The sequence below is a fragment of the Sphingorhabdus sp. Alg231-15 genome (assembly GCF_900149705.1).
Taxonomy (GTDB): Bacteria; Pseudomonadota; Alphaproteobacteria; order Sphingomonadales; family Sphingomonadaceae; genus Parasphingorhabdus.
This window is the reverse complement of record NZ_LT703001.1, coordinates 2433279-2446762: the sequence shown is the minus strand read 5'-3', so window position 1 is coordinate 2446762 and position 13484 is coordinate 2433279. Positions and strand designations below refer to the sequence as shown.

General features: G+C 52.8%; 15 protein-coding genes. 11 read left to right on the top strand and 4 right to left on the bottom strand.

The genetic code is table 11. From position 1 onward, the window contains the following. Positions 1-76 precede the first annotated feature (76 nt). Positions 77-1384: a 3,4-dihydroxy-2-butanone-4-phosphate synthase gene (gene ribB / locus DG177_RS12155; protein WP_108811720.1), complete on the top strand. Its 1308-nt coding sequence runs from the start codon at positions 77-79 to the stop codon at positions 1382-1384. After that, on the top strand, positions 1384-1803 hold the full coding sequence (ribH, locus tag DG177_RS12150; protein WP_108811719.1) for a 6,7-dimethyl-8-ribityllumazine synthase: 420 nt from the start codon (positions 1384-1386) through the stop codon (positions 1801-1803). Before ribB ends, ribH begins: the two co-directional genes overlap by 1 nt. A gap of 11 nt (positions 1804-1814) precedes the next feature. Here the strand turns inward: ribH and DG177_RS12145 are convergent, their stop codons facing one another. After that, complete coding sequence (locus DG177_RS12145) at positions 1815-2252, bottom strand: Rrf2 family transcriptional regulator (RefSeq protein WP_108811718.1); 438 nt, start codon at positions 2250-2252, stop codon at positions 1815-1817. A gap of 79 nt (positions 2253-2331) precedes the next feature. Between DG177_RS12145 and DG177_RS12140 the strand changes: the two genes are divergently transcribed. The 3 genes from DG177_RS12140 to DG177_RS12130 are packed head-to-tail and all read left to right on the top strand — an operon-like array spanning position 2332 to position 3534. Next, on the top strand, positions 2332-2799 hold the full coding sequence (locus tag DG177_RS12140) for a group III truncated hemoglobin (protein WP_337658786.1): 468 nt from the start codon (positions 2332-2334) through the stop codon (positions 2797-2799). Then, on the top strand, positions 2786-3232 hold the full coding sequence (locus tag DG177_RS12135) for a hypothetical protein (RefSeq protein WP_337658785.1): 447 nt from the start codon (positions 2786-2788) through the stop codon (positions 3230-3232). The genes DG177_RS12140 and DG177_RS12135 overlap by 14 nt, the downstream gene beginning before the upstream one ends. Before the next feature lie 5 nt (positions 3233-3237). Continuing rightward, positions 3238-3534, top strand: a complete 297-nt coding sequence (locus DG177_RS12130) for a DUF1971 domain-containing protein (RefSeq protein WP_108812951.1) — start codon at positions 3238-3240, stop codon at positions 3532-3534. On the opposite strand, the gene DG177_RS12125 is transcribed toward DG177_RS12130, so the two are convergent. Continuing rightward, complete coding sequence (locus DG177_RS12125) at positions 3535-4305, bottom strand: ion transporter (RefSeq protein ID WP_337658784.1); 771 nt, start codon at positions 4303-4305, stop codon at positions 3535-3537. 157 nt (positions 4306-4462) lie between these two features. Between DG177_RS12125 and hppD the strand changes: the two genes are divergently transcribed. From hppD to DG177_RS12110, 3 genes are all read left to right on the top strand, one after another. Then, complete coding sequence (hppD, locus tag DG177_RS12120) at positions 4463-5566, top strand: 4-hydroxyphenylpyruvate dioxygenase (RefSeq protein WP_108811716.1); 1104 nt, start codon at positions 4463-4465, stop codon at positions 5564-5566. Beyond that, positions 5563-6114 (top strand): VOC family protein, encoded by a 552-nt coding sequence (locus DG177_RS12115; RefSeq protein WP_108811715.1) that lies wholly within the window; start codon positions 5563-5565, stop codon positions 6112-6114. The genes hppD and DG177_RS12115 overlap by 4 nt, the downstream gene beginning before the upstream one ends. A gap of 65 nt (positions 6115-6179) precedes the next feature. Beyond that, positions 6180-7190, top strand: a complete 1011-nt coding sequence (locus DG177_RS12110; RefSeq protein WP_108811714.1) for a fumarylacetoacetate hydrolase family protein — start codon at positions 6180-6182, stop codon at positions 7188-7190. Here DG177_RS12110 and DG177_RS12105 read toward each other — a convergent pair whose 3' ends face one another. Continuing rightward, complete coding sequence (locus DG177_RS12105; protein ID WP_108812949.1) at positions 7191-7661, bottom strand: Lrp/AsnC ligand binding domain-containing protein; 471 nt, start codon at positions 7659-7661, stop codon at positions 7191-7193. Positions 7662-7880: 219 nt separating this feature from the next. Between DG177_RS12105 and DG177_RS12100 the strand changes: the two genes are divergently transcribed. After that, positions 7881-10244 carry an EAL domain-containing protein gene (locus DG177_RS12100; protein ID WP_108811713.1) on the top strand — a complete coding sequence of 788 codons (2364 nt, stop codon included), beginning with the start codon at positions 7881-7883 and terminating at the stop codon, positions 10242-10244. A gap of 80 nt (positions 10245-10324) precedes the next feature. Here DG177_RS12100 and DG177_RS12095 read toward each other — a convergent pair whose 3' ends face one another. After that, positions 10325-11842: a hypothetical protein gene (locus DG177_RS12095; protein ID WP_108811712.1), complete on the bottom strand. Its 1518-nt coding sequence runs from the start codon at positions 11840-11842 to the stop codon at positions 10325-10327. Between the two features lie 94 nt (positions 11843-11936). Here DG177_RS12095 and DG177_RS12090 point away from each other — a divergent pair, with 94 nt between their 5' ends. Beyond that, positions 11937-13154 (top strand): CoA transferase, encoded by a 1218-nt coding sequence (locus DG177_RS12090; protein WP_108811711.1) that lies wholly within the window; start codon positions 11937-11939, stop codon positions 13152-13154. Next, entirely contained in the window at positions 13151-13465 is a 315-nt protein-coding gene (locus DG177_RS12085) for a DUF1330 domain-containing protein (protein WP_108811710.1), read from the top strand. The genes DG177_RS12090 and DG177_RS12085 overlap by 4 nt, the downstream gene beginning before the upstream one ends. Positions 13466-13484 lie beyond the last annotated feature (19 nt).

The following is a 13484-nucleotide window of genomic DNA, read 5'->3' as shown; positions in this document are numbered from 1 at the left end:
GATGTGATATAACTCTGGACTCGTCACATTACAGTGTGATAGAGCGCTCTTATGTTTAGCAGATAAGGGCCCGGATATGAGCAAAATATTGATAGAGCAACTGATCGAACTGATCGATTCGGGCAAGGAAACACGGGCTGGTCTGGCGCGTGCGGCTGGTCTTCACGCGAACAGCCTGCGTGCTTTGGGACAGCCAGATTGGAACCCGACAGCTGAAACGCTCGGCAAGCTTGAAACCTATCTTGCGCGCGGCGGTAGCGGTGTGATGGCGACCGCAGAAGAGATTATCAACGAGGCACGCAATGGCCGCATGTATATCCTGGTCGATGACGAGGATCGCGAAAATGAGGGAGACCTCATCATTCCGGCGCAAATGGCGACACCGGACGCGATCAACTTTATGGCGAAATATGGCCGCGGACTGATCTGTCTGGCGATGGCGAAGGACCGGGTTGAGGAACTCGGCCTCGACATGATGAGTCAAAATAACCGAACCGCGCACGAGACGGCTTTCACCATCTCTATCGAGGCACGGGATGGTGTGACGACGGGCATATCGGCGGCAGACCGGGCTCGCACCGTGGCCGTGGCGATTGACCGGTCCAAGGGCAAGGAAGAGATTGTGACACCCGGCCATGTCTTCCCGTTGCAAGCGCGCAATGGCGGCGTGCTGGTGCGCGCTGGTCATACCGAGGCGGCGGTCGATGTGTCCCGTCTTGCCGGCCTCAACCCCTCCGGTGTTATCTGCGAGATCATGAAGGATGATGGCGAGATGGCACGGCTTGATGATCTCATTGAATTTGCCCAGCATCACAGTTTGAAGATTGGAACCATACGCGATCTGATTGCCTATCGCCTCCGCCATGATCATCTCGCCCAGAAACGGGCAGAAGCAACATTTGAAAGCCGTTGGGGTGGGGAATGGAAAGCGATTACTTTCTTCAACACAGCAACCGAGTCGGAGCAGATTGTCCTGCAAAAAGGCCATGTCGATCCCGAAAGTCCAACTTTGGTCCGCATGCATGCCACCGCCATTTTTAGCGACGTATTTGGCAAGACCGGGGCCCATAGCGGCACGCTCGCCGAATCCATGAAGATTATCGGCGAAGCGGGCTCCGGCATTATCGTGTTCATCAGTCCGCGGATACCGGATTTCTATTCCCGCCAGGTGGCCCGGCTGAAAGGCGAGAAGCCGGCCGATATGGATCAGCTGCGCGACTATGGCGTCGGCGCACAGATCCTGACCGAGCTGGGCGTAAGTGATATGGAGCTATTGTCCAATACCAGCCATGACCTGGTTGGGCTGGATGCCTATGGCCTGCGCATTGTCGGACAACGAGCGATACCCACCGCTGATGCGGCCAAAGAACTGGAGACCGTCTGATGGCAAAATTTCTCATCGTCGAAGCGCGTTTTTACGACCATCTGAATGACATGCTTCTGGATGGCGCAAAGGCGGCTCTGAAAGCGGCTGGTCATGACCAAGAGACCCTGACAGTCCCCGGCGCACTCGAAATACCCGGAGCCATTTCCCTAGCGATTGACAGTGGAGAATATGATGGCTTTGTCGCGCTCGGTGTCGTGCTGCGCGGCGAGACCTATCATTTCGAAATTGTCTCCAATGAAAGCGCGCGCGGCATCATGGCGCTGACTTTGGATGGCGCTGCGATTGGAAACGGGATCATTACGGTCGAGAATGAAGCGCAAGCCCTTGCCCGTGCAGACAAAGGTCAGAAGGACAAAGGCGGAGAAGCGGCAAAGGCGGCTGTTGCCATGTATGAGCTTGGACAGAAATTTGCTTGAGATCCCAAGGATCAAGCCAAAGCGACCTCAAATATATCAGCGAATTTTTTCTTCTTACCCATCGCGTCGGATAGGGTGAACTGATCAAGATGGCTGAGAAACGCTTCCACTGCGTCGGCCAGCATATGGGAAAGACCGCAAACGGGCGTCACAATACAATTATTGGTCGAGCCGGTGCTGCATTCAACAAACTGGCTGACCTCTTCAAGCGCGCGAACGACGGCGCCAATATTAATCTCCGCGGGATCACGGGCTAGCGTTAACCCGCCACCACGCCCGCGCTGGCTGATGATGAACCCGGCACTGACCAAACGCTGCACCACTTTCATCAGGTGGTTTTTTGAAATGTCGTAGGCGGAGGCAATATCGTCAATTGTCTGGCTACCTTCTTGTGATGCCAAAAACATCAATGTCCGCAACGCATAGTCGGTTTGTGTGGTCAATCTCATTAAACATGTATATTATATATTGCTTTTAAACTCAAGGGCGATATAAGAGGCATATAATATACCTCTTTAAACGAGTCGCATGATGCCGCACGCTCACACTATTGCTGCCAGAGAAGAAAAAGCCGCTCACGCGGAAGCTCTTGGAATTACCGAAGAACGGATTTCGGACCTTGTCGAAGGCTTCTATGGAAAGATCCGCAGCGATGCTTTGCTGGGGCCGATTTTCGACAAACACATAACCAACTGGCCACCCCATCTTGCACGCATGAAAGATTTCTGGACGTCCATCGCAATTGAATCAGGCCGGTTTCGAGGCAATCCCATGGTCAAGCATCTGGCGATCCCGAATATCGAACGCACCCATTTTGACCACTGGCTTGCGCTGTTTGACCAGACATTGCCTGAGGTAATGCCCAACGCCGCTGCCTGCCAATTTCTGTCCGAACGTGCGGCTCGAATTGCCGACAGCCTGATGACCGGCATTTCCATCCACCGCGATGGCTTTCCCAAAATATCTCAGAAAAAGGAGATTAATGATGTTGCTTGATGAGAATGAATTGGCCGTCTTAAGTGAGGACTATTACCATGAGCCTGCGCCTTATAAGCGGGCTGCGCTCACCGCTCTTGTTCAACCCGAAGCCCGCACCTTCGGCATTCCTGCGATTATCTGGGGCAGCATGGTCGCAAGTTATGCGTTGTTCTTTTTCGGTTTGATCCTCGGCACGGGTCATGATGGACGCGCTATGTTCATGATCGCTATCAGCATGCTCTATACCCTTATGTTTTTTGGGACCGCTTTTGCTCTGAACAGTTTGAGCGGGTCAGGGCGGAACGAGAAAAGCCAGTGGATCAAAGGCAAGTTTGATACTTTTACCGGCCAAATGAGCTTTGGCGCTGTTTATGGACAGATGCTGGTGGTACCCATGATGTTCGCTTTCTTTGGAATCAGTATTGCTATCATTCGCTCGGTGGTGATGTGACCGAAATGACGGAACCGGCGCCCTATCGCTCAACACCCGTCTTCGATGAAACCAGCTTGCCTGCGGCCCTGCAAGCTGCCCACAGCACCAAGGCGGGTACCTGGGGCATATTGGAGATAGTAAGCGGTAGCCTTCACTATGTGATTGAGGAGAGTCAGGAAACACGCCCGATGGCAACCGGCGATCGACAATTGATCGAGCCAGAGCAATTGCATCATGTCACCTTGGTTGGTCCTATGCAGATGCAGGTGCATTTCTATCGCGAGAAGCCGGATATCGACCCAGACCTCAACGCCGGTTGATCAGACGCTTTTGTCACTGCGCAATGCTGCGACTTCCTGCCGCAAGCCGCGAATCTCATCCAATATGATATCACGCTGTGCGCTTTGTTCTTCATCCGCTTCCTCATGCATTGCATTGACGATGATAGCGATGAAGAGGTTGAGCACAACAAAGGAGGTCACCAGCACAAAGGGTACGAAAAATGCCCAGGCCCAGGGATAGACTTCCATGATCGGGCGGACGATGCCCATGGACCAGCTTTCCAGCGTCATGATCTGGAATAAGGAATATAGCGACGCGCCGACCGAACCGAACCATTGCGGAAAGGAGCCACCGAACAATTTGGTCGCCATCACGGCAGCCACGTAGAAAATCAGGCTCAGCAGCAAGATAACCGATCCCATAGACGGAATGGCAGAAAGCAATCCCTGCACCACTTGGCGCATCTTGGGCATAGCGGAAACCAATCGAAAAGCCCGGACAATGCGCAGCGCACGGAGGATTGCGAAATTTCCACCTAGTGGCAACAGAGCAGCGGAGACTATGACAAAGTCGAAATTGTTCCAGCCGCTGCGGAAAAACTGCAATCGATAAACCAGCAGCTTGAGAAGAATCTCAATCACAAAAATAGTGATGGCAATCTGGTCCAAGGCAATCAGAACTTGTCCAAAAGAAGCCATCATTCCAGCAGATGTTTCTAGCCCAATAACGATGGCATTGATGACAATCACCGCCATGATCGCATTTTGAAACAGGGAGGATTCGATCAAGACTTTGATCTTCTGGATCACTACTCGTACCTTTTTTGACTTTGATTTCTGCCATTTGGCGATTTACCATCGGCGGATCAAGTAACGATTGACCGCTTTGCCGCTCTTGCCTTCTGCCGGCGGCTCCGCTATAGTTTCATTTGTAACTATATTGCTCTTATTTGTAAGGAATGCATCCATGGCTGATCTTTTTGAAAACCCGGCTGGCCTTGATGGCTTTGAGTTTGTGGAATTTTGTGCGCCGGAAAAAGGCGTGCTCGAACCTGTTTTTGAAGTCATGGGCTTTACCCGCATTGCACAGCATCGTTCCAAGGATGTGCATTTGTGGCGGCAGGGCCAGATCAACCTGATTATCAACTATGAGCCAAAATCGGCAGCCTGGTATTTCGCCCGCGAACATGGTCCTTCAGCCTGCGGAATGGCCTTCCGGGTCCGGGATGCGCGAGAAGCTTATGCCCACCTGCTGGAAAAAGGCGCCGAACCAGTGGCCGTCGAAACCGGTCCAATGGAACTGCATATCCCAGCCATCCGCGGCATTGGCGGGGCCATCCTCTACTTGGTCGATCGCTATGCCGATGAAGAGCGGGGCGATGCGCTTTCCATCTATGACATCGACTTTGAATATCTGCCCGATGTTGACCGCAACCCGGTTGGTGCAGGGTTCGACATTATCGATCACCTGACCCACAATGTTTATGGCGGGCGGATGGCTTATTGGGCGGATTATTACGAGACGCTGTTCAATTTTCGTGAGATCCGTTTCTTTGACATCAAAGGCGAATATACCGGCCTGACGTCGAAAGCACTGACCGCTCCCGATGGCAAAATTCGCATTCCACTCAATGAAGAGGGTGAAGGCGGCAAAGGCCAGATTGAGGAATTCCTGCGCGAGTTTAATGGCGAAGGCATTCAGCATATCGCCCTCATCTGTGACGATTTGATCGCCTGTTGGGACCGGCTTAAAAAGCTCGGCGTTCCGTTCATGACCGCCCCTCCCAATACCTATTACGAGATGCTCGGTGAGCGCTTGCCAGGCCATGGCGAGGATGCCAGTGCGCTACAAAGTCGTGGGATATTGCTCGATGGTACAACCGAAGGTGGCCAGCCTCGACTTCTGCTACAGATATTTGCAGAGCCGCAAGTCGGCCCGGTATTTTTCGAGTTTATTCAGCGCAAAGGCGATGACGGCTTTGGCGAAGGCAATTTCAAGGCGCTGTTCGAAAGCATCGAACGTGATCAGGTTGCGCGCGGCGTGCTTAATGTGGAAGAACCCGCAGAATGACATCCCCACCCAATCTCTCCGGCATTCATCATGTCGCCTATCGCTGCAAGGATGCGAAGGAGACCACCGAATTTTATCAGCGCGTCATGGGCATGGACTTTGACCTTGCTTTTGCGGAGAACGAAGTTCCGTCGACCGGTGAATATGATCCTTATATGCATATTTTTCTGGATGCCGGGGGCGGGAATATACTGGCATTCTTCGAGCTGCCGGAGCAGCCGGATATGGGCAAGGACCCGAACACACCGACATGGGTGCAGCATATTGCGTTCAAGGTGAATACGCTTGATGAACTGCTGGCTGCCAAGACGAATGCGGAGGCCGAGGGGCTCGAGGTTCTGGGCCCCACCCATCATGGTATTTTCAAGTCCATCTATTTCTTCGATCCCAATGGTCATCGGCTGGAAATTGCCTGCGATATCGGCACAGACGAAGAGATGAAGGAGCTACGCCGCGTAGCACCTGAGATGCTCGAAGAATGGAGCCGCACCAAAAAGGCACCGCAACATGCCGCATGGCTGCACGAAAAAGCGCGCGACGAACATTAAACGCGCATGTTGATTGTTGAGGCGTTCCGGCGCACTATCCGTTTTCAACAAAAGATGGGAACCCTATGAAACTCGCGACGCTGAAAAATGACACACGCGATGGCCGACTGGTCGTTGTCTCGAAAGATCTGACCCGTTGCTGCGAAGCGAATAACATAGCCCCGACCTTACAAGCAGCCCTTGATAATTGGGAAGACTGCGCGCCCAAGCTGGAAGCCTTGTACCGCGATGTCGAGCATCAGGTTGTCCCATGTGAGCGCTTCCATGAGAATGACGCCCATTCGCCTTTGCCGCGCGCCTATCAATGGGCCGATGGCAGCGCCTATATCAACCATGTCGAACTGGTCCGCAAAGCGCGCGGTGCCGAAGTGCCAGAGAGTTTTTACAGCGACCCGCTCATGTATCAGGGCGGCTCCGATGCGTTTCTTGGGCCGCGTGATGATATCCCGTTAGGCGATCCTAAATGGGGATGCGACATGGAAGGCGAAGTTGCCGTAATCACCGACGACGTCCCGGTGGGCGTTAGTGCAGAAGCGGCTGCGGATCACATCAAACTGGTCATGCTGTGCAATGACGTGTCCCTGCGCGGCCTGATTCCTGGAGAGCTTGCCAAGGGCTTCGGGTTTTTCCAGTCCAAGCCGCCAAGTGCTTTCTCGCCAGTCTGTGTTACACCCGATGAATTGGGGGAAGCGTGGAAGGGATCGGTGATCCACCTGCCTTTGCAGGTCGATTATAATCGCGAGCCATTTGGCCGTGCCAACGCCGGTGTCGATGCGACATTCAGCCTGGCACAACTGGTTGCCCATGCGGCGAAAACACGACCCCTATGTGCTGGGACGATTATCGGCTCGGGCACTGTTTCCAATCAGGATGGCGATGGCGGCGCGGGCAAGCCGGTGTCAGAAGGCGGTCTCGGCTATAGCTGCATTGCCGAGATCCGGATGATCGAAACAATTGCTGATGGCGAGGCTAAAACACCGTTCATGAGCGCCGGTGATACGGTCAAAGTCCAGATGCTGGACGAGGATGGGCATTCCATCTTTGGCGCGATCCGTCAGGATGTGGTTGAGGTTTAGTTATAACGGCACCGCAGTCTCATATTTTATCCGCTCCATAGCAAAGGTCGCCGATACGTCTGATAAGGGCACGGCCTTGATCAGTTTCTTGTACACCCGGTCATAATCCGCGACATCGCGCACGAGCAGCTTCAGCAGATAATCGACTTCCCCGGCCATACGGTAGAACTCCACCACCTCTTCTATCGAAGACGCGGCTGCAGCGAATTTCTCCAGCCATTTGTCACTATGATCATTGGTACGCACGGCCACAAAAGCGGTCATACTCAGACCGACGGCCTCCGGCTCCACAATGGCAACGCGCCGCGCAATAATGCCCTCGGCTTCCAACCGCTTGACCCGCCGCCAGCAAGCATTGGTCGACAGACTAAGCTTCGCCGCCAGGCTTTCCAGAGAAAGGCTGGCATCCTGCTGTAGTGCCTTCAGGATATTGCGATCATTCTCATCAATTTTTTTAAAATTTGTACTCATGGTAAAAACATTACCGCATTTTTTGTCCATTCCAAGAAAATTATCATCGCACGGAAAGATGATATTGAAATGGGATCCCACATAGGGATTGAGGGCCTTTTTCTGGAAGCTAACCTACGTGAAAGTCGAATAAATATTGGGCATGCATGAGTTTGCGTCCAAGTTGACAAAGCCATGCAGAATAATGGTTTATAAACCTCTTCCTGCCAAATACAGGCGATGAAGAAGCTCGCCGATCAAAAGAACAACCTGCGCTATCTGGAGCAATCGGACCGCGATCTCGTTTCACGGGAGCAACTGGGCGAACATGGTAAGTCCATAAAGGTCGCGATTTTGTCTAATGCGGTCACGGCTCTTGTTGTATCTGCATTGTTTTTTAACCAGCTCCATATAGCGGTACTGATATGTTGGAACCTGGTTTTGGCAGGCGCGTCAATCCATCGGTTGCAATTGGGAAAACAGACACAAAAACCGACCATTTCACGTGGCAAAGCGCTTCGTCTAAAAAAGCGGTTGACGTTCAACGCCGCAGTTTATGCTTCGATATGGGGCATTGCTATTGCCTGTCTGCTGACACTAGCTGGCGGCACTCAATTTGGATTGTTGGCGGTCATTGGCGCGGGTCAATTGAGCGCTGGCACTCTCACCTATCGTCACCTTTCGGAAGCATCACGAGCTTGGATTTTGATCATCTGCACCTGCCTTGCCGTAGGCTTGATCGCCCGCGGTGGGATAGACAGCTATGCAGCACTGGTCTTGCTGACAATGTTTGCCATTGTCCTCTACAAGAACAGCGTCGATATCTTTAACGCCTTCGTCAATCAGTTGCTGACGCGCCAGGAAAGCAGCCAATCGGCAGAGACTGTGAAACTGCTGTTAAATGACTTTGAAGAACAATCAGCCGACTGGCTGTTTTCACTGGATCAAGAGGGCTTCCTGATCGATGTGTGCGATCGCTTTACGCAAGCTGCTGGCCGGCCAAGGGAAGAACTTGAAGGTCATCAATTGATCAATCTTCTAGACGATAAAGAAGACCGTTGGCATCTTACCAACCAGATTACCAAAACACGTTCATTCCGGGACATATCGGTTGCGGTCAATGTCCGCGGAGAAAGACGCTGGTGGACAATCAGTGCGCGCGCCACCAACTCCACGCCGCTTGGTAAAAATATAGCCATGCGCGGGGTTATAGCGGATATCACAGCCCAAAAAGCTGCCGAGGAAAAAGTCAGCTACATGGCGCATTTTGATGGCCTGACCGACCTCCCGAACCGGCGGCTTTTCAATGACACACTCAATCGGACAATTCACCGAGCGAAAGAAGGTGATAATATTGCCTTGGCCTTTTTCGACCTCGACCACTTTAAAGCTATTAATGACACTTTGGGTCATCCCATCGGAGATAAACTGCTCCAGAAAATATCAAGAAGGCTGGAAACGCTGGCGCAATCGGGAGACCTGCTGGCCCGGATGGGTGGCGACGAGTTTGCATTTCTATTGACCGGCGAGCAAGCCGTCAAAGCTGAGGAAATTGCGAATGTAGTCGTAGAGGAAGTGGGCGTGCCATTTGTTATTGATGGCCATAATATTGTCACCGGGGTCAGCATAGGCGTTGCCCAATGGAAGCCGGAGATTGATGATCCTGACAAGCTCCTGAAATATGCTGACCTTGCCCTTTACTCGGCCAAACGCGCTGGCCGTAACCGGGTAACTATATTCGAGGAAGGCATGGACATAGCGGCTGAAAAGCGCCGCGCTTTGGAACTGGACCTGCGCGCTTCATTGGGTCTCCATGAAATGCATCTGCATTATCAACCACTGGTAGACATTAATACACTGAACAAAACAGGTTATGAGGCTTTGTTGCGGTGGGAACATCCTGAACGCGGTACGGTGATGCCAGATGATTTCATTTCGGTGGCAGAAGAGACCGGAATGATCATACAATTGGGGGAATGGATAATCCGCAAAGCCATAGAAGATGCGGCTTCGTGGAAGGATGACCTCACTGTTGCGGTCAATCTGTCACCGTCACAAATGCGGAGCCCCAGTCTTATATCAACAATTGTCAATGCTCTGGCCCAAACGGGTCTGAATCCAGGCCGGTTGGAACTTGAAATCACCGAGAGCGTATTGATGCAGGATAGCGAAGACAATATCCGGTTGCTGCATCAATTGCGTGACCTTGGCATTAAAATATCACTGGATGACTTTGGCACCGGATATAGTTCCCTAAATTATCTCCGCAGCTTTCCTTTCGACAAAATCAAAATCGATCGGTGCTTTGTGAATGAAATCGATTCTCGTGAAGATTGCCGAGCGATTATCCGTTCGATCATAGGACTGGCAAAAAATCTGGGCATGACAACTACAGCGGAAGGTGTTGAACGCCAGGATCAGGTGGAGCAACTGCGTCTGGAAGGTTGCGATCAAGTACAGGGATTTCTCTACGGTAAGGCAGAAAATCTCAATTGGTACACTGACTTACGATCCACTGACACCGTGCTTCCAATTGGGGACACCAGTCTCCCGAAGCCCGTCAATTTACATAATGACAAAGACAAAGAACGCAAACGCGCATAAATATATATTGCGGGTTGAAATTAAAAAATGATCGCCACCTTTCGGTCGTGATCACATACGAAGCGCAACTCTCGTCTGGTTTATCCCAGCACCACATGATTGCGTTTGCCATCAGTGGTGATGGTGACCGCCTCGCCAATCAAATCCGTGCCTTCCGGCGGATTTTCAAGCAGTCCGATACACGGCACACCATTTTCATCTGCGAGCCAAAGCGTAGCCGCCCCGGGGACACCCTTCACATAGGGCAAGGCATAGCTTCTGATCACGCCTTTACCAGACGCGAAATGGTCAGGCTTCGTCCCTTCATCCGCTGGTAATGCATTAGGCTTTGCAATACGATCCGGCGTCCAACCGCCTTCCAAGGGCTGTGCAGCGTAAATTCCAACTGATTCCTTGTTGATCGCGCCACCATTGGCGGAAATCATGCCGGGCTTGCTGCCGTCCTGGCGTAGCGCCTGTACCAAAGCGACAATCGCGTGAGTGCTGTAACTGTTGCCCGGACCGCCAAAGAAACTCAGCCCACCAGTCAGGGTATAGCTCGACAGCGTTCGATGTGGCTGGTTCAATGCCTCCATCACCAGAGAGACCGCGACCGGAAAACAGCTGTAAATATCTATCGGACCGATATCGCTTGCTTGTTGCTCTGCAAGATCGAGCGCTTTGCCAACAGCCCATTCGACGGCGGGCGATCGCGACAGGTCCATTTGCTGGCTTATGATGGGTACGCTCGCATCCGCACCGCTGTGCAGATAGATCATCTTGTCTTCGGCAATACCGAGATCCTCGGCATGGCCAGCTGTCGTCATCACGACAGCCCCGCCCAGAGCAACCGCATCCTGTGCCACCATCCAGCGGCGATAGGGATCATTAAGCTGATAGTTGCCGCCGCCATCCTGCAGCAATTCTTCCACGCTCCAGTCTTTGGCAAATTGCGCATGTTCACGCGAAGCCGCAACCGAGGAGAATGCCGACCACAATTCCGCCATGTCCACTGCATAGCTGTCGCGGTCCATATTGAGCCGGCTGCGCCGGGCATTTTCAAGCAACCCATAAGCCATCGGCATGGATATGATTCCGTGCCGAAATTCATACATGGTAAGGACCGGAAATTCGGTGCGCTTGTCGACAAAGTCGCGATCAGACGACTGGTTCCAGTCCATCTCATGGCCAGCCTTCTTGGCCCGCTTGACCGTTCCTATGGATTCTGCGCCACATAGGAGAGCGGCCTTGATTGTGCCTTGATGGAGCTGGATCGCCAGCTCGTTAATATGCTTTTGCGGGCTTTGACCACCAACATCGCCATAAATGAGTTGCGCCGGTTTGAGGCCCGCGGCCTGCGCGATTGCATCCGGGAAATTGTCAGGAGATCCATAGGCATGCTGCACACCGCTATCATGGAACAGGCGGGTCGCGAGCAGACAGTCAATCGATGCACTGAGCTTTTCCGCCACACCGCTGTCGGCCAGCGCTGCTTTCGCAGCAGCCGAGGCAAGATCAACCGGAGACGGCCATTCCAATCCCAGTGCCTGCTTCAGGGAATGCCCGCTTGCTTCCCCTACACCAATTAATACCGGTGCTTGGCGGTCCGAAATTGTCATGTGTGAAAGTCCCTCAAAATAAACAGTTCATCGATCGATTAAAGCTGATAACAGACGGGCATATTCATGCACCTAATAATTTAAGGATAGACAGATGAGCGGATGGCCGGAACTGAAATGGGATGTCGAACCAACCGGGCCTCTAAAGGGTCTAAAAATAGTCGACATGTCCACGGTTGTTCTTGGCCCGTTTGCCACCGTGAATTTCGCCGACATGGGGGCCGATGTCATCAAGGTTGAAAATGATCAGGGCAAGTTTCCGGGCGACATGATGCGCCATGCCGGGGACAGCCCCACCGGCGACCTGGGCCCGATCTTTGCTTCCCTGAACCGCAATAAGAAGTCGATCACAATCAATGCAAAAGAGGAAGCCGACAAGGCGGTGATTGTCGAATTGCTCAAACATGCTGATGTATTTTTCCATAATGTCCGGATGGCCGGAATGGAGCGGCTGGGACTGGATTATGAGGCGGTGAAGGCAATTAACCCCGGCATTGTCTATGTCCATTGCGCGGGTTTTGGCCAAGGCGGCGACTATTCGCATCGCCAGGCTTATGATGACCTGATCCAGTGCTCGTCCGGCTTTGCCTCGCTGTTTGAAATGCGCGGTGACAGCGGGCGGCCGCTCTATATGCCGTCGCTGGTGGCCGACAAGACCATCGGGCTGTTCGCAGTCAATGCGACGCTCGCAGCCATGTATCACAAGGAAAAAACCGGCGAAGGGCAATTTGTTCAAGTGCCGATGTTCGAGGCGTTTACCTGGTTCAACATGGTTGAAAACCTGTGGGGCGAGACCTTCATCCCCGGCAATGGCCGCCTCGCCTACACCCGCTCCGTTAACCCCAACCGCAAGCCTTATCCGACCAAGGACGGCTATATCGGCCTGGTCCCCTATAGCGACGGGCAATGGGAAAAGTTTTTTGAGCTTGGCGGCAAGCCCGGGGTGTTCGAGGAACCGCGCTTTGCAACCTATTCCGAGCGCACCAAAAATATAACTGCGCTCTATGCATTGATCGAGGAAATCGCCTCGACCAAGACCACCGATGAATGGCTGGAGCTGCTTGACGAGAATAATATTCCGGCGATGCGCTACAACCAGATTGCCGATGTTCTCGAAGATCCGCATCTCCAGCAAGTCGGTTTCTGGAACGAGCGCGAAGGTGAGAAAATGGGAAAATACCGATCCATCAAGCATCCTGTCCACTATTCGGCCAGCCCCGCCAATGTCTATGCTGACCCGCCAACCTTGGGCGCGGACAATGATGAAGTCCGGGAAGCGATCGGATTGCCGAAAGCGGAGGACGCATCATGAGCGACACAGCACCAGTTCACGTCATGGCCAATTTCACCGTACATGATGCGGAAAAATATCGCGTATACGAAAAAGGCTTTTTCCCGATCCTGAAGAAGCATGGCGGAACGTTCATCACCTTCGATGACAACAGCACCACTTTCGAAGGCAGCGCGCCGCCCGAAGGCCGTGTGGTCCTGTTCAAATTTCCGAGCGCGAAAGCGGCCACCGCCTGGTATAATGATCCTGACTATCAGGCCCTGTCGGAACACCGCCGGGCCGGAACGGAGCTGAAATTCCTGACCATGCTACATCCGATTCCAGAGCGCTGATTAGGCAATCTGTTGGCCG